Raw genomic sequence first — 20,387 nt, forward strand, 5'->3', positions numbered from 1 at the left:
TCCCGTTCTGTTTCTTCTCTTCAGTTACGCATCCGCCATCTCGTGCTCGGCGGCCAGCGCGAGAAACGCCGAGCGCGACATGCCGCGTGCCTGGGCGTAAGCGTCGATATCGTGAACCAGCGCCTCGGGCAGCGAGATATTGATGCGCACGGCTTTCTTCAGCGCCGGAATATTGCGCGTGGTGACAAATCCCCAGGTGAAACCGGCGTAGTCGGGATTGCGCCGATGTTCCTCCAGTGTTAGCCGCTCGGGAATCGGCAGGCCTTCATCGAGCAGCGTGTCCAGATGCGCCTCGATTGCTTCTTTTGCGTTCGCGTAGGCTTCTTCCAGCGAACTACCCGCCGAATGACAACCCGGAATATCGGGGACGATCACGCCGAACGCGTGGTGCGTGTCACCAGGTTCGATTGCGATCGGGAAAATCAGATTTTTCATTTCAGACCCGCCTGTTTCAGGATGCTGTTCAATGTGCCGGGCGGAAGATCTTTTTTCGGATGCGGGATGGTCACGAGACCGGCTTTTACCGCGTGCCGAAAATGATGGTGACTGCCCGATATCCGGATCAACCGCCAGCCATCCGCTTGAATGACTTTGACGACTTCGGCGCTGTTCATAATGCACTCCTCTTACTATACACACGATTACACAACCTCGCTAGTGGTTGACGTTCCGCTTTGCTCGCCCGACGTGGCGTTGAAAAGCCGTGAGCGACGGCGGAGAACCTCAGTGGGGGGAATCCGTGATTTCAACCTGGCGGGGAATTGCGCGCGACCTGGCCGGATGGCCAACGTGCGTCGGAGAAGGGCCTAAGCGCCCTGGGCGGAAGGGGAAAGCAAAAAGGGCTCGTCAAAGACGAACCCTTCTGTTCAAGGCAATCTACGCCATGGCGTCAGCGCGTGAAACGCGCCGCATAGCCAGATTTTCAAACCGCCGGTTGCGCCGGAATCCGTCCATCCGGGCCGTAGAAACCGACTTTCTGTGGCACGGCCACCTGCAGCGCCGTCAGAGCGCGCTGGTTGTAGTCCATGCGCACGCGGATCAGCTCACCGTTGTTCGTATTGAAGTGCCGCGCCCGCTCGGCGGCTTTCTGCAGCAGCGCCCATTGCTCGGCGATCCGCGTATCCGCGCTGGCCGCGAGCTCCATGCCGGGCCAGCCGGCCGGAAAGCCCATGTCAGCGAGCAGCCCGTCGCGCGTGGCTTCGAGTTTGGCGAGCGTGCCGATCAGTTCGGTTTTCTTCTCGATGACCGGCGGCAGTAATTCCAGCGGCGACAAGGCGGTCAATGCCTTCGTCTCGAGCGTCAGAACCGAGGCGAATGCCTCGACGGCCGAATATTCTTCGATGAGGGTGGCAAGCAGGGCGTCTTTCATCTCAACAACTCGCTGAACACGACGGCTCGCGCACGATTCGCGAGCCGGGTTTGTCGAATGCCGCCCGGCCATTCACCATACTTCGATGCGTCGATTAGTTGCCGGTCGACGAAGTTTTGCTTTGCAACAGTTCGCGTGCGGTATTCAGCACGCCGTCGGCGATCTTGCTCGAATCGATCGTCAGCGAGCCGTCCTTGATGGCTGCCTTGATCGACTCGACGTGCGCCGTGTCGATATCGGCCGAGCCGGACGCGGCGAGGCTGCGCAGATGCTGCGACAGACCCGACAGGCTGACGCTGGCGTCGCCCGAGCCGCTGGTAGTGGTCGGCGAGCTCGTGCTCGCACTCTGCGCGTTGCTGGTCACGCTGTTCGTCGCGTCGCCCGGCTGTGAGCGGGACAGGGCGTCTTTCAACGTCGGCAGATTCGAATTGGTTGTGGAATCGACTTTCACGATTGGCTTCCTGAACGATTTGATTCTGATAACGGCAAGCGTTGATCAAAACTTTAGCGCAATCGCTCCAGGTTTTACCTTTCCTTTCAAGATAATCCGGCCCCATCACGGCTGCCGCGGCTGTTGTAGCCACCGGGCCGGCCGCACGGGTCGTCGCGCCAGAATTCTCGCTGGCGCAGGGCTTCATAGCTGAATCTCCACCGTCGAACCATCCTTGACGATGCCGGAGATGATCTGGCCGTTAGCCGTCTTCACCCGTACCTGCTGGCCCGGCGAGGCGTTGTTCATCGCGCTGCCTTCGGCGGAAATCGCAAAACCCTGGCCGGCCGCGACGACCCGCACCGTTTGTCCGATGGACACCGCCGACGCGCTTTTTATCATGTCGCGGCGCAGGGGCATGCCGCCGGCGATCCGCACGAGCGACACCGAACCGACCGCCTGCGAGGGGTCCGTGACGATCGCCTGCGGCAGACCGGTCAGATCGCCGTCACGCGCGACGAGGTCGGCGGCCGTGAACACTTCGCCCGGCGCCATCGCGCGGGCGGCCAGATAGTAGGTGGCGCGCAGCGAAATGCGCGCTTGCAGATAGATGGTCCACGGCCGTTCACCGGCGCAACGCACGCCCACGGTCATCCGGCCCCACAGGCGCGCACCGCTGGGCATGAAGGGTTCGAGCGTCGTGCAGGCCGCGAGCCCGCGCGGGAAGGCCGGCGAGACGGTGATGTCGACCTTGCCGGGCAAGCCTGCGGACTGTTGTTGCAGGAATGCGAGCGCGGCGCTGCGAATCGCCTCGGCATCCTGTTGGCCAGGCAGCGGGGCGGCCTGCGCCACGGCGGCGGGTTGCAGATTCTGTTGCGCAACAGCCGGCGCCACCTGGCGCACCGACTGCGAGCGGCCGACGATAGCGGGCGGTGTCGGCATTGGCGCCGCTGTCGGTGCCGGTTTGGCTGCGGCTGTGGTGGCCGCGATGAGTTTGCCGTTCGCACCCAACTGAGGCGGCTCGCCACGCGAGGCCAGGCTGTCGAAGCCACCGGCCGCCGGCGCATTGCCGCCGATGGCGCTTTCGATACCGGCACCGTTGGCGCTATTGCCAGGCGCGGGCGCGCGTCCAGCAGTGTTTCCAGATGCGGTTCCAGGCGGGGGAATCGTGACGACGCCGTTCGCGTCGGGCTTGAAACTGGTGCGGATCATTTGCGGCGCGGCGGGCGGCTCGTCCGCGCCCGGAATGACGATCGAGCCGCTCGCGTTGGCGGCTCGCGTGAACTGATCCGTGTTGCGCCCGACCGAGCCCGGCGCCAGCGACTGTGCCGTCGCGGCAGCGAGCGTCGCCGCGGAGCCCGCGCGTTTGGCGGGTGCGGCCTGCATCTGCGCGGCCAGGTCGGCGAGGGCGGCCGGATTCTTTTCGCCCGGGCCCGGAATCACGATGGCGCCGCCGGTGTCCGGCGCCTGTTGAGCCTTTGTCGAGGCAGGCAGCAGCACGATGCCGCCGGCAACCCATACCGCGAGGTTCACGGCAACGCGAGCCAGCAGACGGCACGCGCCGCGGGATGCGCCACGCGCAGCACGCCGGAGCGCGCCCGCACTTCCACGATGCGCCGCCACGCGGCTTGCGTGGGGCGTCAGGTCGAAGGCGGGCTGGTCCATCGTGTTTCTCCATCGAATGCATCGGTACGCCTTGCATTCTAGTGAGCGCCCCCATTGCGCAAACGTTGAATAGAAGCCCCCTTTCCCGGTTATTCGTCCGATTGCCGCTTGCGTTCGGCCCATAAGATGCACCTCATGCAAAAAGGTCTTCCCGGCCGACGCAGGTTTTATGTGAGGCAAGCCCGGGAAGCCTCGGGAACGTTCTCCGGAGATTTCTATGCTGGACAAACTCGATGCCGAATTCGCCTTTGGCCGTCAGGCGCTCGATGTGCGCGCTTACCGGCAGGAACTGCTGTCGTCGAATATCGCCAACGCCGATACCCCCGGGTACAAGGCGCGCGATGTCGACTTCGCTTCGTCGCTGGCCGGCGCGCTGAAGAAGGCGGGCGGCGGCACGGGCACGGCCGCTTCGAACAACTCGACGCTCGCCATGACGCAGCCCGCGGGCGTGACGAGCGGCATGTCGATGGTGTCGACCGCGCCGGGCCACATGTCCGGTAAGGCGACGTTGACGCCGACCGGCGGCACGCCCGACGACTACGGCAATCTGCAATACCGCATCCCGACGCAACCGGCGCTCGACGGCAACACGGTCGATATCGATACGGAGCGGGTGCAGTTCGCGGACAACACGTTGCACTTCGAATCGGGCATGACGGTGCTGTCTAGCCAGATCAAAACGATGCTCGCGGCGATCACGTCGGGCTCGTAGTAACAGGTTACGAATACAGCGGCCCATGCCGCACAAAGAAAACGCAGTACGCACGAACAATCGCTACGGGATTTAACTTGAGGCCGGGTCGGCCCATGCAACTGCGGTGCATGGGACCGGAATAAGCGCTAAAGCGCCAACTCCGGTCGACATAGGAGAGGGAAGGGAACATGCCATCTTTGATGAACATTTTTGGTGTTGCGGGCTCCGCGATGTCGGCGCAGTCGCAGCGGCTCAACGTGACGGCGTCGAATCTCGCCAACGCGGACAGCACGACGGGTCCGGACGGCCAGCCGTACAAGGCCAAGCAGGTCGTGTTCGCGGTCAGCCCGATCGGCGGCTCGCGCACGGCCTCCGGCCAGCAGATCGGCGGCGTGCAGGTCACCGGCGTGGTCGACGATCCGACGCCGATGAAGACCGCGTACGACCCCGGCAACCCGGCCGCCAATGCGGACGGTTACGTCACGCTGCCCAACGTGGACCCGGTGCAGGAGATGGTCAACATGATCTCGGCCTCGCGCTCGTACCAGGCCAACGTCGAGACCCTGAACACCGCCAAGACGTTGATGCTCAAAACGCTCACGATCGGCACCTGAGGAGAGTTCCTTGACCACCCCTATTGGCAACAACGGCCCGACCGTATCGCAAACGCTGCTCGATACGATGAACGGCACGAACAGCGCGAGCGGCAGCACCAAGAGCGCGAGCAGTTCCACCAGCTCGACCGGCAGCACCTCGGGCACGTCGGCCACGGATCTGCAGAACACCTTCCTGCAACTGCTCGTCGCGCAGCTGAAGAACCAGGATCCAACCAATCCGATGGACAGCTCGCAGATGACGTCGCAGTTGGCCCAGATCAACACGGTGTCGGGCATCAGCCAGTTGAACACGACGCTTACCTCGCTCGCCACGCAGATGTCGGCAGGCCAGCAATCGCAAGCCGCGCTGCTGATCGGCTCGACCGTGCTCGCGCCGGGCAGCTCGGTGGCGGTCGCAAGCGGCAAGGCCGGTGCGTTCGGCGTGCAGCTCGCCAACTCGGTGAGCGATCTGCAGGTGGTCGTGAAGAATTCGGCGGGCCAGATCGTCAACACGATCGACCTCGGCAAACAGTCCGCGGGCACGATTCCGGTGGGCTGGACGCCGACCGATTCGGCCGGCAACACGCTGCCCGACGGCAGCTACACGATCAGCGCGGTCGGCACGATCAACGGTCAGCAGGCCACGGCCACGACGCTCACGGGCGCGACGGTGCAAAGCGTCGTCATGCAGAGCAGCGGTACGCCGGGCCTCGTGCTGTCGAACGGTACGACCGTGGGGCTGACCAGCGTCGCCGCCATCCTCTGATTCAGATTCTGTCAGTTACGACTTTCCAGATACGGAGACCGTCATGGGTTACCAACAAGGTTTGAGTGGTTTGTCCGCGTCGTCGAGCGACCTCGACGTGATCGGCAACAATATCGCCAACGCGAATACGGTTGGCTTCAAAAGCGGCGCGGCGCAATTCGCCGACATGTACGCCAATTCGGTGGCGACCGCGGTGGGCAACCAGGTCGGTATCGGCACCAAGCTGGCCGAAGTGCAGCAGCAGTTCTCGCAAGGCACGATCACCAGCACGAACCAGGCGCTCGACGTCGCGATCAACGGCAACGGTTTCTTCCAGCTGTCGAACAACGGCTCGCTGGTGTACTCGCGCAACGGCGTGTTCCAGCTCGACAAGAACGGCTTTATCACCAACGCGCAAGGCCTGCAGCTGATGGGCTACGCCGCGAACAGCGCGGGCATCATCAACACCGCGCAGACCGTGCCGCTCAGCGTGCCGACCGCGAACATCGCGCCGCAAGCCACGACCAAGATCGTCGCCGGTTTGAACCTGAATGCGCAGGACCCGCTGATGCTGGGTACGCCGACGGTGACGCCGGTGACCAGCACGGGCACGCTTACCACGCCGGGCGCGACCATCACGAACACCGCGTCGGGCACGAACAACGACACGTATACGGTCGCTTTCGACGCCACGACGACTCCGCCGACCTACAAAGTGACGGACACGACGCTCGGCACAACGTCCGCCTCCACGCCGTATACGGCTGGCACGGCGATCCAGCTCGGCAACGGTCAGACGATCACGTTCAACGGCGCGCCGGCCACCGGCGACACGTACAAGATCACGCCGACCGCCGTGGCGTTTAACCAGAACAGCTCGTCGACCTACAACTACTCGACCAGCACGACGGTCTACGACTCGCTCGGCGGCTCGCAAACGGTCAACATGTACTTCGCCAAGACTGCGGCCGGTACGTGGAACGTGTACGCAGGCACCTCGACCGGCACCGCAAGCCTCGTCGGTCACGCGAACTTCAACTCGTCGGGCACGCTGCTGGGCACGACCGACGCGGCCGGTGTCGCCACCACCACGCCGTTCGTTTTCAACTTCAGCATCCCGACCACCGACGGTTCGTCGACGCCGCAAAACCTGACGCTGAACATCGGCGGCACGACGCAGTACGGCGGCAAGGACGGCGTGAACTCGCTGCAGCCCGACGGCTACGCAGCCGGCACGCTGACGAGCTTCACGATCGGCGCCGACGGCACGCTGACCGGCAACTACTCGAACCAGCAGACCGCTGCGCTCGGCCAGATCGTGCTCGCGAACTTCTCGAACCAGAACGGTCTCGTGAACCTCGGCAACAACGAATTCCAGCAGACCTCGCAATCGGGTGTCGCGCAGATTTCGGCGCCGGGCGCGACCAACCACGGCGTGCTGCAAGGTGGCGCGGTGGAAAACTCGAACGTCGATCTGACGAGCGAACTGGTGAACCTGATCACCGCGCAACGCAACTATCAGGCGAACGCGCAGACGATCAAGACCCAGCAGACCGTCGACCAGACCCTGATCAACCTGTAAGCGACCGGGACCTCCCATCATGGATCGGCTGATCTACACCGCGATGTCGGGCAGCACGCAAGCGCTCGAGCAGCAGGCTATCGTCGCCAACAACCTGGCGAACGCCTCGACCACCGGCTTTCGCGCCCAGCTTGCAACTTTCCGCGCCGTGCCGATGGCGTTCGGCGACGGCAGTTCGATCAACGACAACACCACCCGCACCTTCGTGCTGTCGTCCACGCCGGGCGCCGACTATACGCCGGGGCCGATCCAGCAGACGGGCAATCCGCTCGACGTCGCGATTCAGGGGCCGGGCTGGCTGGCGGTGCAAACCGCCGACGGCGGCGAGGCCTACACGCGCGCCGGCAACCTGCACGTCGACGAGAACGGCCAACTGGTCAACGCGATGAACCAGGTCGTGCTCGGCAACGGCGGCCCGGTGTCGGTGCCGCCGGGGGCGGAGATCACGATCGGCAAGGACGGCACGGTGTCCGCGCTGACGCCCGGCGATCCGCCGACCGCGGTGGTGACGGTCGATCAGCTGAAGCTGGTGAATCCCGATCCGCAAACCATGACGCGTGGCGACGACGGCCTGTTTCGCACCGCCGACGGCAATGCCGCCGACGCCGATCCGGCCGTCACGCTGGCGCCGGCGTCGCTCGAAGGCAGCAACGTGAATCCGGTTGCCGCGATGGTCTCGATGATCACCAACGCGCGCCAGTTCCAGATGCAGACGAAGCTGCTGGAGAACGCGGACAAGAACGATCAGTCCGCCAACCAGCTGCTCAGCTTTAGCTAACGGGTTGTTCCGGGATTGCCCCGACACCTTGGAGAAGAATGATGAATCGCTCGCTCTATATCGCCGCTACCGGCATGAATGCGCAACAGGCGCAGATGGACGTGATTTCGAACAACCTCGCGAACGTCAGCACCAATGGCTTCAAGGGCTCGCGCGCGGTGTTCGAGGATCTGCTGTATCAGACCATCCGTCAGCCGGGCGCGAACTCGACGCAGAACACCGAATTGCCGTCGGGCATCCAGCTCGGCACGGGTGTGCAGCAGGTCGCGACCGAACGTCTGTACACGCAGGGCAACCTGCAGCAGACCGGCAACTCGAAAGACATCGCCATCAACGGCCAGGGCTTTTTCCAGGTGCAGATGCCTGACGGCACGACCGCCTACACGCGTGACGGCTCGTTCCAGACCAACGCCCAGGGCCAGCTCGTCACTTCGAGCGGCTATCAGGTGATTCCGGGCATCACGATCCCGAGCAACGCCACCTCGCTGACCATCGGCAGCGACGGCGTGGTGTCGATCACCGTGGCCGGCTCGACCAACAGCCAGCAGCTCGGCTCGATGCAACTGGCCACCTTCATCAACCCGGCCGGTCTCGATGCGAAGGGTGAGAACCTGTTCGCGGAAACGGCTTCGTCGGGCGCGCCGAACATCGCCCAACCGGGCCTGAACGGCGCGGGCAATCTCAGCCAGGGTTACGTGGAAGCATCGAACGTGAATGTGGTGCAGGAACTGGTGAACATGATCCAGACACAGCGCGCTTACGAAATCAACAGCAAGGCCGTGACAACTTCCGACCAGATGCTGCAGACCCTCAGCCAGATGCAGGTTTAAGGCTCAGGGGATCAGGAATCAAGAGCGCCTCCGAACCTGTCGCCTGGCGACAGGCCCCTCAACGGGGACCAGGAAAATTTGGGACGGCCCGGCGCTTTATCGAAAGGCAGTAATCAAGATGTCGCACTTCACTCGTCATCCGGTTCATTCGCGCACCGCTCAGGCGCTCGTGCAGCTCACGCTGCTCGCGACGCTGGGCGGCTGCGGCCTCGTGCCGAAGCAGCCGATCACGCAGCAGCCGATGACTGCGCTGCCGCCGATGCCGCCGCAGGCTCAATCGCCGGGCTCGATCTACAACCCGGGCTATGCGGGCCGGCCGTTGTTCGAAGACCAGCGGCCGCGCAACGTGGGCGACATCCTGACCATCGTGATTCAGGAAAACGTCAACGCGACCAAGTCGTCGGGCGCCAACGCGAATCGCTCGGGCAGCACCAACTTCAACGTGCCGACCGCGGGCTTCCTCGGCGGACTGTTCGGCAAGACCAACCTGAGCGCCACCGGGGCGAACGTGTTCAACGGAACCGGCGGCGCCAATGCGTCGAATACGTTCAACGGCACGATCACCGTGACGGTGACCGGCGTGCTGCCGAACGGCAATCTGATGGTGAGCGGCGAGAAGCAGATGCTGATCAATCAGGGCGATGAATTCGTGCGCTTTTCCGGCGTGGTGAATCCGAACACGATTTCCAACCTGAACGCCGTGTACTCGACCCAGGTGGCCGACGCGAAGATCGAATATTCCGCGAAGGGCTATCTCAACGAGGCCGAGAACATGGGCTGGTTGCAGCGCTTCTTCCTTAACGTGTCGCCGTGGTGATCATGCGTACCGTCTTTTCCCGCCTCGGCCGCGCCCTCGCTCTCGTCGCGCTTGCTTGCGCCGCGCTGCCGGCCGCCACGCCCGCCCACGCCGAACGTCTGAAAGACCTCGTGCAGATTCAGGGCGTACGCGACAACCCGCTGATCGGCTACGGCCTCGTCGTCGGTCTGGACGGCACGGGCGACCAGACCACCCAGACGCCGTTCACGACGCAAACGCTCGCCAACATGCTGGCGAATCTCGGCATCTCGATCAACAACCAGGCGGCGGGTTCGACCAACCAGCAGTCGTCGCTGTCGAACATTCAGTTGAAGAACGTCGCCGCGGTGATGGTCACGGCGGTGCTACCCCCGTTCGCGCGTCCGGGCGAAGCCATCGACGTGACGGTGTCGTCACTCGGCAATTCGAAGAGCCTGCGCGGCGGCACGCTGCTGCTCACGCCGCTGAAGGGCGCGGACGGCCAGGTGTATGCGCTCGGCCAGGGCAATCTGGCGGTCGGCGGCGCCGGCGCGAGCGCGAACGGCAGCAAGGTGCAGGTCAACACGCTCAATGCGGGCCGCATTGCGGGCGGGGCGATTGTCGAACGCGCGGTGCCGACCTCGGTCTCGCAGGCCGGCACGATGCAGCTTGACCTGAACGACATGGACTACGACACCACGCAACGCATCGTGGCCGCCGTGAACAATGCGTTCGGCAGTGGCACGGCCACCGCGCTCGACGGCCGCACGATCCAGCTGCGCGCGCCGTCCGATCCGGAACAGCAGGTCGCCTTCATGGCGCAATTGCAGAATCTCGACGTAAAGCCGGCGCAAGCCGCCGCGAAGGTGATCCTGAACGCGCGCACCGGCTCGATCGTGATGAACCAGATGGTCACGCTGCAAAACTGCGCGGTGGCACACGGCAATCTGTCGGTGGTGATCAATACTCAGCCGGTGGTGAGTCAGCCGGGCGCGTTCTCGAACGGCCAGACGGTAGTGGCCAAGCAGTCGCAGATTCAGATGAAGCAGGACAACGGCGCACTGAAGATGGTGACCGCCGGCGCCAATCTGGCCGAAGTGGTGAAGGCGCTCAATGCGCTCGGTGCGACGCCCGCGGATCTGATGTCGATCCTGCAGGCCATGAAAGCGGCGGGCGCTCTGCGCGCCGACCTGGAAATCATCTAAGGAAGACACAGGATGAATTCGGATACGACCAATTCCGCCAATATGGCGAACGACCTGACCCAGCGCTTCGCGCTCGACGTGCAGGGCTTCGGCAAATTGAGCGCGCAGGCCAAGGCTTCGCCGCAGGCCGGCATGAAGATGGCCGCGCAGCAGTTCGACGCGGTGTTCACGCAGATGATGCTGAAGAGCATGCGCGATGCGACGCCGCAGGACGGCCCGTTCGATTCGCACGACAGCGCCACCTTCACGTCGATGATGGATCAGCAGTTGTCGCAACAGTTGTCGCAGAAGGGCATCGGCGTGGCTGACGCGATGCTCAAGCAGATGATGCGCAATCAGGGCCTGCAGGTGGGCGGCGGCAGCGGCGCGGGCGGCGGTCTTGCCGGCATGGCCAATGCACTGGGTGGCGGCAGCGGCGGCGACGAAGGCCAGACCGCGGCGCTGAACGCGCTCGCCAAGGCCTATGGCAATGCGCAGGCCAATGGCCAACTGGCGATGGGTAAGGGCTACTCGGCCAACAGCGCGCTGACGCCGCCGCTCAAAGGCGACGGCAGCTCGCCGAAGGTCGATGCCTTCGTCGACAAGCTTGCCGAGCCGGCCCAGGCCGCCAGCGCGGCAACCGGCATCCCGGCGCGCTTCATCATCGGCCAGGCCGCGCTTGAATCGGGCTGGGGCAAGAGCGAGATCAAGAAGTCGGACGGGTCGACCAGCCATAACGTGTTTGGCATCAAGGCGACCAAGGACTGGACCGGCAAGACCGTCTCGACGGTCACGACAGAATATGTGAACGGCAAGCCGCAGCGCGTGGTCGAAAAATTCCGTGCGTACGACTCGTATCAGGAAGCGATGACCGACTACGCGAGCCTGCTCAAGGGTAACCCGCGTTATGCGCAGGTGATTAATTCCGCGCATGACGTGAATGGCTTTGCCAATGGCATGCAGCGCGCGGGTTACGCGACCGATCCGCATTACGCTAAAAAACTGATGTCCATCATGCAGAAAATGGGCTGAGCTGCCGTTAATGCAGGGGCGCGGTTGCACGGGAGTGCGCAGCCAGTCAGTTTTTGCAGTCTGATTTTCTCGAATAAAGTATGCACGCGACGGGGCCAGGTGCATAACAAGACGGACGAGGCCGGCCGCCTGTGGGCGGCCGGTCCACCCGCATAAGCGGCGTGATGTGTGCAATGTGCCGCTGATTGCCGCCTGGTTTCGATGCACCGGATTGCGCCGATCGCCTGTCGGTGTTCTAACGTTTGTGGCAAATATTTCATTAACCGCCCTAAATTTTGGCGCAATGCTGCCGCTAATCAGTTAGACCCGATACCGGAAAGCGTTGTAATGTCCGGTTGAATGCGCGTGCTGCGGCTTCGACGAAGACCGCGCGAAAGCCCCGGCAGGAGCCCTGGCACGCGCCCGCAAGAACATGCATACCGGCAAGCCCATGGATACTAACCAGTCGCACGGCCAGACCGACGCACCCGGCCAGTCGCACGCTCCGCTAGACGACAGCACACCCGATTTCGGCCGTCGCAATCCGCTGGAGATCGGCGTTCAGTTGCGTAACCTCGTCAATCGGGGCGATTTCCTCACCGTTGAATATGCGGGCGGTCAGCTCGTGACGCGCCTGCTCGAAGTCGACGTACGCGGGCGCACTTTCACGTTCGACTGGGGCGCGCTCTCCGAGCAGAACCGAGGCTTGCTGGCCGCGCCGCGTTGCCAGTTCCACGCCTCGCCCGACGGCGTGCGCGTCGAGTTCGTAACCGCCACACCGCGCGAAACCCGCTATGAAGGGCTGCCCGCGTTCGAGGCCGATTTCCCTGAGGTGCTGTTCTACGTTCAGCGCCGCGAGTATTTCCGCGTCGATGCACCGATTCTCGATCCGTATATGTGCAGCGGCCGTTTGCCCGAAGGCGACACGTTCCGCTTCGAAGTGCACGATCTGTCGCTCGGTGGCGTGGGCATGCGCACCACGGATGAGCGCGTGGCCGAATTGCCGATGGGCGCGCGCTTGCAGGATTGCGAGCTGTCGCTTGGCGGCTTCGGCCGGCTTTCGCTCGATCTGCAACTGGTGTCGCACCGCTCCATGGCGTTGCCGAACGGCACCCAGCGCTACCAACTCGGTTTTCGGTTTCTGACACTGCCGGGCAATGCCGAAAACACGCTGCAACGTCTGATTACGCAACTCGAAATGAAGCGCCGCTCGCTGGTGCGCTGATGCGGAATGGCCCTCAATTTTTCGTCGAAAGGGCCGTTAAACAGAATGTTCAAGTAACGCGGCGGCAAGCGGTCGGTGTCGCCCTTCAGGATGACGCATGTCGAGCAACCTCATCAATCTCGGACTCAGTGGACTGAACGCAGCCCAGTGGGGTCTTACGACGACCGGCCAGAACATCAGCAATGCGTCGACGCCGGGCTACACGATCGAAACCCCGGTCTACGCGGAGAGCGCCGGCCAGTACACGGGTTCCGGCTTCCTGCCGCAGGGGGTCTCGACTGTCACCGTGACGCGCCAGTACAGCCAGTATCTGACCACTCAGCTGAACAACGCGCAGAGCTCGGGCAGCTCGCTGTCGACCTATAACACGCTGATCTCGCAACTGAACAATCTGGTCGGGAGCCCGACTTCCGGCATTGCGAGCGCGATCACCAGCTATTTCACCGGTCTGCAGAACGTCTCGAACAACGCCTCCAGCCTGGCCACCCGCCAGACCGCGATCAGCGGCGCGCAGACGCTCGTGAACCAGATCAATGCCGCGGGCCAGCAATACGATGCGCTGCGCCAGAGCGTCAACACGCAGCTCAGCAACACCGTTTCGCAGATCAACAGCTACACGCAGCAGATCGCGCAGTTGAACGGCCAGATTTCCCAGGCCAGCACGCAGGGACAGCCGCCGAACCAATTGATGGATCAGCGCGATCTCGCCGTGTCGAACCTGTCGCAACTGATCGGCGTGAACGTGGTGAACAGCAACGGCAGCTACAGCGTGTTCATGGCCAACGGCCAGCCGCTCGTGTCGTCAACCAACAGCTACAACCTGGGCACCGCGCCTTCGACGGGCGATACCAGCGAATTGTCGGTGCAGTATCTCGGCCAGGCCGGCGCCAACCCGGCCGCCGCGCCGCAAAACCTGCCCGACAGCAAAGTCACCGGCGGCACGCTGGGCGGTCTGCTGGCGTTCCGCAGCCAGACGCTCGATCCGGCCGAAGCGCAACTTGGCGCGATTGCAGTGAGCTTCGCTTCGCAGGTCAATGCGCAGAACAGCCTTGGCATTACGCTCGCCGGTGCTCAAGGCGGCGCGCTGTTTTCGGTGGGCGGCCCGACCGTCTATGCGAACACGCAGAATACCGGCAATGCGCAACTGAACGTCTCGTTCGCGAATCCCGCACAGCCGACCACTGGCGATTACACGCTGTCCTATAACGGCAGCATCTACACGCTGACCGACAACTCGACTGGCAACGTGGTGGGCTCGGCGGCCAATCTGAGCCAGCCGATCAATGGCCTGAATTTCTCGACCACCGGCACGATGAACGCCGGCGACTCGTTCACGGTTGAACCGACCCGCGGCGCGCTCAACAGCTTCAACACCGCGACAACGGACCCGTCGGCGATTGCCGCCGCCGCACCGGTGCTGGGCGCCGCAACGGCGAGCAACACCGGCACCGCCACGATCACGCAAGGCACGGTGACGGCCGGCTACACGATGCCGAATGCGACCACCACGCTGTCGTACAACGGCACCGGCCTCACCGGTTTCCCGGCCGGCTCGACGGTGACGGTGACGGCCGGCACACCGCCGACCACCACCACTTACAACACCGGCACGACGCCGGTGATCCCGTATTCGGCGACCACCGGCGCGACGCTGACGATCAACAACGCGACGGCGGGCAACATGAACGGCGTGTCGGTCACGATCAGCGGCGCACCGGCTGCCGGCGACACCTTCACCATCGGCCCGAACACCGGCGCGAGCAACGACGGCCGCAATGCGCTGGCGCTGTCGAACCTGTCCAACGCAAAAGCGCTGGCTGGCGGCACGGTTACGCTGACGGGCGCCTATGCGAACTACGTCAACCAGATCGGCAACCAGACCAACCAGATTCAGACCTCGAGCACGGCGCAGACCGCGCTGGTGACGCAGATCACCACCGCGCAGCAGTCGGTCTCGGGCGTGAACATCAACGAAGAAGCAGCCAACCTGCTTCAGTATCAGCAGCTGTATCAGGCAAACAGCAAGGTCATCCAGACCGCGCAGACCCTGTTCCAGACGATACTTGGCATCTTCCAGTGAGGCGTTGAACATGCGTATCTCCAGCATGCAGTACTTCAACATGAACGTTTCGACGATGAGCGACCAGCAAGCTCAGCTGTCGCAACTGTACGCACAGATCTCGAGCGGCGTGAGCCTCTCCACGCCGTCGGACAATCCGCTCGGCGCGGCGCAGGCGGTGCAGTTGAGCTCGACGGCGACGAGCCTCGCGCAGTACACGACCAACCAGAATGTGGCGCTGTCTTCGCTGCAGCAGGAAGATTCGACGCTCGGCAGCGTCAATACCGTGCTGCAAAGCATTCACACGCTGGTGCTGCGCGCCGGCGACGGTTCGCTGAACGACGGCGACCGTGGCTCGATCGCGACGCAATTGCAGAGCTTGCGCAGCCAGCTGCTCACGCTCGCCAACTCGACCGACCCGCAGGGCAATGCGTTGTTTGGCGGTTATCAAAGCACCGCGCAGCCATACACCACCAACTCGGCCGGCGCGGTGACCTATTCGGGCGATACCGGCACGCCTGCCATGCAGATCACCCCCTCGCACACCATTCAGACGGGTGACAACGGGATCGCGATCTTCAACAGTGTGGCGGCGATCGGCACCAGCTCGGTACCGGCAGCGACGACCGGCAACACGGGCACAGGCGTGGTCAGCACCGTCAGCATGACGAATCCGACCAACCCGGCCAACGCGGACAAGTACACCATTTCCTTCACGTCGGCGACCACCTACACGGTGACCCAGACCACGCCTTCCGGCACGGTGACCACGGGCGGACCGCAACCGTTCACGGCCGGCTCGGCGATCACGCTGGGCGGCCAGACCGTGTCGATCAGCGGCGCGCCGGACGCGGGCGACAGCTTCACGGTGACGCCGGCCACGCAAGGCAGCACGGACGTGTTCGCCAACCTGAGCCAGTTGATCACCACCTTGCAAACGCCGGTGTCGGGCGGCGCCTCGACGGCCAGCTTCCAGAGCGCGCTGACCACCAGCATGACCCAGCTCGAAAACACGATGAACAATGTCGTGACGGCGCAGGCGGCGGTGGGTGGCCGCGAGCAGCAAGTGCAGGCATTGCAGACGGTTACGCAGAGCAACACCTTGCAGACGGCGAGCAACCTGGCGGATCTGACCCAGACCGACATGGTCAAGACGATCGGCCAGTACACGATGACGCAAAACGCGCTGCAAGCGGCACAGCAGGCATTCGTGAAGATTCAGAGCGTTTCGCTGTTCCAGTACCTGAACTGAACGCGGCAGTAGTCTGAAACAGGGAGGGGCGGAAGCCGGTGTGAGCCGGCTCCCGCCCTTCCTGTTTTCCGCGTACGCTACTTCAATCCTGCTGCAACCCGTCCCATCTGATCGATGCCGATATCGAACAGGCGCATGAAGAACGGAATCATGTTCGGGATCATCAGTTGCAGAAGCAGCATGCCGATCAGCATCGTCAGTGGAAAGCCGATCTGGAACACGCCGATTTGCGGCGCCGCGCGGTTCAGGATGCCGAGCGCGAGATTGGTGATCAGCAGAGCGACGACCACCGGCAGCGACAGCAGCAGGCCGGCGGAAAACACCGTGCTGCCGAAATTCGCCAGGGTGCGCCAGCCGGGTGCACCCAGAATGTTCGCCGACACCGGCACGGACTGGAAGGTGGCCAGCAGCGCGCTGATCATCTGCAAATGGCCGTCGATCACCAGAAACACCAGCATGGCGATGGTGTTCATATAGCTCGACAGCACCTGGCTCGAACTGCTCGCCTGCGCATCGAAGAATGTCGCGAAGCCGAGGCCCATGCCGAGCCCGACGAAATCGCCGGTGGCGCTGATCGCCTGAAACACGATCTGCATCGTCATGCCGAGCGCGATGCCGATCAGGAACTGGTTGACGATGATCCACACGCCTGCGGCGGAAAACACCGTGACTTGCGGCAGTGCGCCGAGCGTGGGCGCGACGATGATCGTAATGAAGGCCGCGAGACCGATCTTCACGCGTGTGGGCAGCGAGCGGTGGCCGAGCACCGGCGCGGTTGCCACCAGCGCGAGAATCCGTACGAACGGCCACAGGAACGCCGTGAGCCAGGCGTTCAGTTGGGCGTAGGTGACGGAAAACATGGCTGAGGGGAGGGGGCGAGCGCCGGGCGAAGGCCTGGGCCGCGCTCAGTTGACCAGCGAGGGAATGTTGGTGAGCGTCTGGCGCAGGTAGTCGAGCATGGTCGTCAGCATCCACGGACCGGCGATCACCATCGTAATCGCGATCGCGAGCAGCTTCGGAATGAACGACAGCGTGGTTTCATTGATCTGCGTGGCGGCCTGGAACAGGCTCACCACCAGACCGACCACCAGCGCGACCAGCAGCAACGGCGCGGCAAGCAGCAGGCCGACATACATGGCCTGGTGCGCGAGCGTCATGACGGATTCTTGATTCATGGCGTTTTCAGTGCGATGCGTGAGGGGTTAAGTGACGCAGCGAGGTGAACCGGCGGTTAAACAAAGCTTTGCGCGAGCGAGCCGAGCAGCAATTGCCAACCGTCCACCAGCACGAACAGCATCAGCTTGAACGGCAGCGAGATGGTGGCGGGCGACACCATCATCATCCCCATCGACATCAGCACGCTCGCTACCACCATGTCGATGATCAGGAACGGGATGAAAATCGTGAAGCCGATCTGGAAACCCGTCTTCAGTTCGCTCGTCACGAACGACGGCACCAGCAGCGACAGCGGCACGTCTTCCGGACCCTGCATGGGTGCGGCGTGCGAGATGCGGGCGAACAGCGCGAGATCGCTTTCGCGGGTCTGGCGCAGCATGAAGGTCTTGAACGGCGCGAGGCCGCGGCTGACGGCGGTCTCCATCGGTATCGAGCCGTCGGAGAACGGTTTGTAGCCGTCGTTATAGGCCTTGTCGAGCACCGGCGACATCACGAACAGCGTGAGGAACAGCGCGAGACCGACCAGCACCTGGTTCGGCGGCGTGGTGGTGGTGCCGAGCGCCTGACGCAGCAGCGACAAGACGATGATGATGCGCGTGAAGCTCGTCATCATCAGCACCATGGCCGGCAGGAACGACAGCATCGTGAGCAGCAGCATCGTCTGCACGCTCAACGAGTAGGTCGTACCGCCGTTCGGGCCCGGGCTCGTATTGAAGGCGGGCAAGCCGGCGGCTTGTGCGAACGACAGCGTCGGCAGCGCGAGCATCAGGGCCGGCAACGCCACAGGCGCCGCGCGGCGCAGGCTGGCAACGACTTTCAAAGCGATGCGGGACATGCGAGTGCTGTGCACTCGATGGCTTGACTGCGCGGGGCGCGATGATTGAAGACTGAACTGCATTACCGATCCCCGTTGCCTTGCCCGTTGAAACGTTTGCTCACTTCGCCTCGTAAAGCGTCGCGAAAGCGTTGACTGAAGGTGCCGGGCAATGCCGTGCCCTTAGCCGATGCATCCGAGCCGCCCGTTGCGTCCGGTTGCGTGCTCGCGACGGAATCGCCCGCGACCGAACCGGCGGGCAGGGTGTGCAGCAGACGCACATTGCCGGGTGCCGTGCCGAGCACGAGCCACGTGTCGCCGATCTCTACCACGGCGACGCGCTCCTTGCCGCCGAGCGAGGCGCCCCCAATCGTCTTCACGAGGCCGCTGCGATTGGCCGGCTGCAAGCCGAAGCGGCGCGCGAGCCATGCGCAGGCGAATACCAGGCCGATCACCACCAGCAGGCCGACGATGGTTTGCAGCACCGCGCCCACGCCGAGCGCCGGAACGGCTGTGCCGGCGCCGACACCCGATGCGATGTTTGCGGCGTTGTTGACCGCGTTCATGTCGGCTGCGTGAGCGGCTGATGCGGCGAAGCTCGCCACGCAGGCTGCTGCGAACACCAGCGCCGAGGTGGCCGTTGACGTCGTTGCCGTTGCGGTCGCTGCTGTCGAGGCTGCGGGCACAGTGCGATTGAAAAGATTGCGCGACGCATGCAGCATGGCGCGACCGGCAACGCGTTTCATCGATTCAGCTTCCGGATGCGTTCGGACGGCGTGATGATGTCGGTCAGACGGATACCGAACTTGTCGTTCACGACCACCACTTCGCCCTGGGCGATCAGGCAGCCGTTGACCAGCACGTCCATCGGTTCACCCGCCATGCCGTCCAGTTCCACCACCGAGCCTTGCGCCAGTTGCAGCAGATTGCGGATCGCGATTTTGGTACGGCCGAGTTCGACGGTCATCTGGACGGGAATGTCCAGGATCATGTCGATGTCGTTGCGCGTCGAGGTCGATTCGACCTTCGAGAGCGGCTGGAACACGCCGGCCGTGGCCGCGCTGACTTCCGTGTTGTCGTTCTGTTCGGCCAGCGCGCTGGCCCAGTCGGCCATCGCCGCGTCGTCTTCGGCGGCTGCGGCGTCGGCGGCCAGTTGCGGCTCGCCGGCGGCCAGTTCGGCCTCAGTCTTTGCGTTCAGGTCACTCATATCCACCTTCCTTCATCGTGTCGGCTGCGCTGATCATTTTCTGGACCCGCAACGCGTACTGACCATTGAAAATTCCGTAGCCGCATTCCATCACCGGCACGCCATCGACTTTCGCCGTGATGTGTTCAGGGATGTTGATCGGCAAAACATCGCCTTTGCGCATGTTCAGGATCTGTTCGAACGTAACCGGCACCTGTGCGAGGTCGGCGGTCAGTTCCACTTCCGCTGCCTGCACCTGTTGCGACAGCACGCGAACCCAGCGGCGGTCGACTTCCAGCGCCTCGCCCTGGATCGGCGACGACAGAATGTCGCGAATCGGTTCGATCATCGAATACGGCATGCAGATGTGCAGCGTGCCGCCCGTCGTGCCGAACTCGATCGAGAACTGCGTGACGATGACGATTTCGTTCGGCGTCGCCACGTTGGCGAACTGCGTGTGCATTTCCGAGCGCACGAATTCGAACTGCAGCGGGCGCACGCTTTTCCACGACGCCGCGTAGTGTTCGAACGTGAGATTGAGCAGCTTCATGATGATGCGCTGCTCGGTTGCCGTGAAATCGCGGCCTTCGACGCGGGTATGAAAACGCCCGTCGCCGCCGAACAGGTTGTCGACCACGAAGAACACCAGATTCGGGTCGAACACGAACAGTGATGTGCCGCGCAACGGCTTCACATGGACCAGGTTCAGGTTGGTCGGGATCGGCAGGTTGCGGGTGAACTCGCTGTACTTCACCACTTTCACCGGACCGACGGAGATTTCCGCCGAGCGCCGCATGAAGTTGAAGATACCGACGCGCAACAGACGCGCGAAGCGGTCGTTGATGATCTCGAGACCGGGCATCCGGCCGCGGACGATGCGTTCTTGCGTCGCGATGTTGTACGGACGTACCCCGGCGCGATCAGTCTGCTCGGTTTCCGAATCGGACTCGCCGGTGACGCCCTTGAGGAGGGCATCGACCTCCTCCTGGGACATGAACTCTTCGTGGCCCATTCCT

23 protein-coding genes are annotated in these 20,387 nt (G+C 63.5%); 12 read left to right on the forward strand and 11 right to left on the reverse strand.

The window, feature by feature from the left end; translation table 11 throughout:
* Positions 1–24: 24 nt before the first annotated feature.
* From HWX91_RS06175 to flgA, 5 genes are all read right to left on the reverse strand, one after another.
* On the reverse strand, positions 25–435 hold the full coding sequence (locus HWX91_RS06175; RefSeq protein ID WP_028198501.1) for a type II toxin-antitoxin system HicB family antitoxin: 411 nt from the start codon (positions 433–435) through the stop codon (positions 25–27).
* Positions 432–614 (reverse strand): type II toxin-antitoxin system HicA family toxin, encoded by a 183-nt coding sequence (locus tag HWX91_RS06180; RefSeq protein WP_028198502.1) that lies wholly within the window; start codon positions 612–614, stop codon positions 432–434. Before HWX91_RS06180 ends, HWX91_RS06175 begins: the two co-directional genes overlap by 4 nt.
* 308 nt (positions 615–922) lie before the next feature.
* Positions 923–1,369 carry a flagella synthesis protein FlgN gene (locus tag HWX91_RS06185; protein ID WP_028198503.1) on the reverse strand — a complete coding sequence of 149 codons (447 nt, stop codon included), beginning with the start codon at positions 1,367–1,369 and terminating at the stop codon, positions 923–925.
* A 94-nt stretch (positions 1,370–1,463) separates the two neighbouring features.
* A complete protein-coding gene (flgM, locus tag HWX91_RS06190) occupies positions 1,464–1,820 on the reverse strand; it encodes a flagellar biosynthesis anti-sigma factor FlgM (RefSeq protein ID WP_028198504.1) in 357 nt (118 codons plus the stop codon).
* Between the two features lie 183 nt (positions 1,821–2,003).
* Positions 2,004–3,464, reverse strand: a complete 1,461-nt coding sequence (flgA, locus tag HWX91_RS06195; protein ID WP_028198505.1) for a flagellar basal body P-ring formation chaperone FlgA — start codon at positions 3,462–3,464, stop codon at positions 2,004–2,006.
* A gap of 217 nt (positions 3,465–3,681) precedes the next feature.
* Here flgA and flgB point away from each other — a divergent pair, with 217 nt between their 5' ends.
* From flgB to flgL, 12 genes are all read left to right on the forward strand, one after another.
* Positions 3,682–4,176: a flagellar basal body rod protein FlgB gene (flgB, locus tag HWX91_RS06200; RefSeq protein ID WP_028198506.1), complete on the forward strand. Its 495-nt coding sequence runs from the start codon at positions 3,682–3,684 to the stop codon at positions 4,174–4,176.
* A gap of 170 nt (positions 4,177–4,346) precedes the next feature.
* Positions 4,347–4,772 carry a flagellar basal body rod protein FlgC gene (gene flgC, locus HWX91_RS06205; protein ID WP_028198507.1) on the forward strand — a complete coding sequence of 142 codons (426 nt, stop codon included), beginning with the start codon at positions 4,347–4,349 and terminating at the stop codon, positions 4,770–4,772.
* A 67-nt stretch (positions 4,773–4,839) separates the two neighbouring features.
* A complete protein-coding gene (flgD, locus tag HWX91_RS06210; RefSeq protein ID WP_244144013.1) occupies positions 4,840–5,520 on the forward strand; it encodes a flagellar hook assembly protein FlgD in 681 nt (226 codons plus the stop codon).
* Between the two features lie 43 nt (positions 5,521–5,563).
* Positions 5,564–7,081 (forward strand): flagellar hook protein FlgE, encoded by a 1,518-nt coding sequence (locus tag HWX91_RS06215; protein WP_028198509.1) that lies wholly within the window; start codon positions 5,564–5,566, stop codon positions 7,079–7,081.
* Positions 7,082–7,100: 19 nt separating this feature from the next.
* On the forward strand, positions 7,101–7,859 hold the full coding sequence (flgF, locus tag HWX91_RS06220) for a flagellar basal-body rod protein FlgF (protein ID WP_028198510.1): 759 nt from the start codon (positions 7,101–7,103) through the stop codon (positions 7,857–7,859).
* Between the two features lie 41 nt (positions 7,860–7,900).
* On the forward strand, positions 7,901–8,689 hold the full coding sequence (gene flgG / locus HWX91_RS06225; protein WP_028198511.1) for a flagellar basal-body rod protein FlgG: 789 nt from the start codon (positions 7,901–7,903) through the stop codon (positions 8,687–8,689).
* Positions 8,690–8,807: 118 nt separating this feature from the next.
* On the forward strand, positions 8,808–9,506 hold the full coding sequence (gene flgH, locus HWX91_RS06230; RefSeq protein ID WP_028198512.1) for a flagellar basal body L-ring protein FlgH: 699 nt from the start codon (positions 8,808–8,810) through the stop codon (positions 9,504–9,506).
* Positions 9,507–9,508: 2 nt separating this feature from the next.
* Positions 9,509–10,669, forward strand: a complete 1,161-nt coding sequence (locus HWX91_RS06235) for a flagellar basal body P-ring protein FlgI (protein WP_028198513.1) — start codon at positions 9,509–9,511, stop codon at positions 10,667–10,669.
* Positions 10,670–10,681: 12 nt separating this feature from the next.
* The gene (gene flgJ, locus HWX91_RS06240) at positions 10,682–11,680 is read left to right on the forward strand and encodes a flagellar assembly peptidoglycan hydrolase FlgJ (protein WP_028198514.1); all 999 of its coding nucleotides are present in this window, start codon (positions 10,682–10,684) and stop codon (positions 11,678–11,680) included.
* A 430-nt stretch (positions 11,681–12,110) separates the two neighbouring features.
* Entirely contained in the window at positions 12,111–12,884 is a 774-nt protein-coding gene (locus HWX91_RS06245) for a flagellar brake protein (RefSeq protein WP_174459558.1), read from the forward strand.
* A 97-nt stretch (positions 12,885–12,981) separates the two neighbouring features.
* The gene (gene flgK / locus HWX91_RS06250) at positions 12,982–14,964 is read left to right on the forward strand and encodes a flagellar hook-associated protein FlgK (protein ID WP_028198516.1); all 1,983 of its coding nucleotides are present in this window, start codon (positions 12,982–12,984) and stop codon (positions 14,962–14,964) included.
* Between the two features lie 10 nt (positions 14,965–14,974).
* Complete coding sequence (gene flgL / locus HWX91_RS06255; protein WP_028198517.1) at positions 14,975–16,195, forward strand: flagellar hook-associated protein FlgL; 1,221 nt, start codon at positions 14,975–14,977, stop codon at positions 16,193–16,195.
* Between the two features lie 77 nt (positions 16,196–16,272).
* Here the strand turns inward: flgL and fliR are convergent, their stop codons facing one another.
* From fliR to fliM, 6 genes are all read right to left on the reverse strand, one after another.
* Entirely contained in the window at positions 16,273–17,055 is a 783-nt protein-coding gene (gene fliR / locus HWX91_RS06260) for a flagellar biosynthetic protein FliR (RefSeq protein ID WP_028198518.1), read from the reverse strand.
* Positions 17,056–17,100: 45 nt separating this feature from the next.
* Positions 17,101–17,370: a flagellar biosynthesis protein FliQ gene (gene fliQ, locus HWX91_RS06265; protein ID WP_028198519.1), complete on the reverse strand. Its 270-nt coding sequence runs from the start codon at positions 17,368–17,370 to the stop codon at positions 17,101–17,103.
* A 56-nt stretch (positions 17,371–17,426) separates the two neighbouring features.
* The gene (gene fliP, locus HWX91_RS06270) at positions 17,427–18,206 is read right to left on the reverse strand and encodes a flagellar type III secretion system pore protein FliP (RefSeq protein ID WP_244144000.1); all 780 of its coding nucleotides are present in this window, start codon (positions 18,204–18,206) and stop codon (positions 17,427–17,429) included.
* 62 nt (positions 18,207–18,268) lie between these two features.
* Positions 18,269–18,931, reverse strand: coding sequence for a flagellar biosynthetic protein FliO (gene fliO / locus HWX91_RS06275; protein WP_028198521.1), 663 nt, complete (start codon positions 18,929–18,931; stop codon positions 18,269–18,271).
* Positions 18,928–19,392, reverse strand: coding sequence for a flagellar motor switch protein FliN (gene fliN / locus HWX91_RS06280; protein WP_028198522.1), 465 nt, complete (start codon positions 19,390–19,392; stop codon positions 18,928–18,930). Before fliN ends, fliO begins: the two co-directional genes overlap by 4 nt.
* Complete coding sequence (gene fliM / locus HWX91_RS06285; protein WP_028198523.1) at positions 19,385–20,383, reverse strand: flagellar motor switch protein FliM; 999 nt, start codon at positions 20,381–20,383, stop codon at positions 19,385–19,387. The genes fliN and fliM overlap by 8 nt, the downstream gene beginning before the upstream one ends.
* Positions 20,384–20,387 lie beyond the last annotated feature (4 nt).

Source organism: Paraburkholderia fungorum, from assembly GCF_902833645.1.
Classification (GTDB): Bacteria; Pseudomonadota; Gammaproteobacteria; order Burkholderiales; family Burkholderiaceae; genus Paraburkholderia; species Paraburkholderia fungorum.

Coding starts and splice junctions, on each gene's coding strand:
- flgL (WP_028198517.1), top strand. CDS start 14,975: ATGCGTATCTCCAGCATGCAGTACTTCAACATGAACGTTTCGACGATG.
- flgF (WP_028198510.1), top strand. CDS start 7,101: ATGGATCGGCTGATCTACACCGCGATGTCGGGCAGCACGCAAGCGCTC.
- fliN (WP_028198522.1), bottom strand. CDS start 19,392: ATGAGTGACCTGAACGCAAAGACTGAGGCCGAACTGGCCGCCGGCGAG.
- flgB (WP_028198506.1), top strand. CDS start 3,682: ATGCTGGACAAACTCGATGCCGAATTCGCCTTTGGCCGTCAGGCGCTC.
- flgD (WP_244144013.1), top strand. CDS start 4,840: ATGAACGGCACGAACAGCGCGAGCGGCAGCACCAAGAGCGCGAGCAGT.
- HWX91_RS06175 (WP_028198501.1), bottom strand. CDS start 435: ATGAAAAATCTGATTTTCCCGATCGCAATCGAACCTGGTGACACGCAC.
- HWX91_RS06245 (WP_174459558.1), top strand. CDS start 12,111: ATGGATACTAACCAGTCGCACGGCCAGACCGACGCACCCGGCCAGTCG.
- fliQ (WP_028198519.1), bottom strand. CDS start 17,370: ATGAATCAAGAATCCGTCATGACGCTCGCGCACCAGGCCATGTATGTC.
- fliP (WP_244144000.1), bottom strand. CDS start 18,206: ATGTCCCGCATCGCTTTGAAAGTCGTTGCCAGCCTGCGCCGCGCGGCG.
- HWX91_RS06180 (WP_028198502.1), bottom strand. CDS start 614: ATGAACAGCGCCGAAGTCGTCAAAGTCATTCAAGCGGATGGCTGGCGG.
- flgG (WP_028198511.1), top strand. CDS start 7,901: ATGAATCGCTCGCTCTATATCGCCGCTACCGGCATGAATGCGCAACAG.
- fliM (WP_028198523.1), bottom strand. CDS start 20,383: ATGGGCCACGAAGAGTTCATGTCCCAGGAGGAGGTCGATGCCCTCCTC.
- HWX91_RS06215 (WP_028198509.1), top strand. CDS start 5,564: ATGGGTTACCAACAAGGTTTGAGTGGTTTGTCCGCGTCGTCGAGCGAC.
- flgH (WP_028198512.1), top strand. CDS start 8,808: ATGTCGCACTTCACTCGTCATCCGGTTCATTCGCGCACCGCTCAGGCG.
- HWX91_RS06185 (WP_028198503.1), bottom strand. CDS start 1,369: ATGAAAGACGCCCTGCTTGCCACCCTCATCGAAGAATATTCGGCCGTC.
- flgK (WP_028198516.1), top strand. CDS start 12,982: ATGTCGAGCAACCTCATCAATCTCGGACTCAGTGGACTGAACGCAGCC.
- fliO (WP_028198521.1), bottom strand. CDS start 18,931: ATGAAACGCGTTGCCGGTCGCGCCATGCTGCATGCGTCGCGCAATCTT.
- flgC (WP_028198507.1), top strand. CDS start 4,347: ATGCCATCTTTGATGAACATTTTTGGTGTTGCGGGCTCCGCGATGTCG.
- HWX91_RS06235 (WP_028198513.1), top strand. CDS start 9,509: ATGCGTACCGTCTTTTCCCGCCTCGGCCGCGCCCTCGCTCTCGTCGCG.
- flgA (WP_028198505.1), bottom strand. CDS start 3,464: ATGGACCAGCCCGCCTTCGACCTGACGCCCCACGCAAGCCGCGTGGCG.
- flgJ (WP_028198514.1), top strand. CDS start 10,682: ATGAATTCGGATACGACCAATTCCGCCAATATGGCGAACGACCTGACC.
- fliR (WP_028198518.1), bottom strand. CDS start 17,055: ATGTTTTCCGTCACCTACGCCCAACTGAACGCCTGGCTCACGGCGTTC.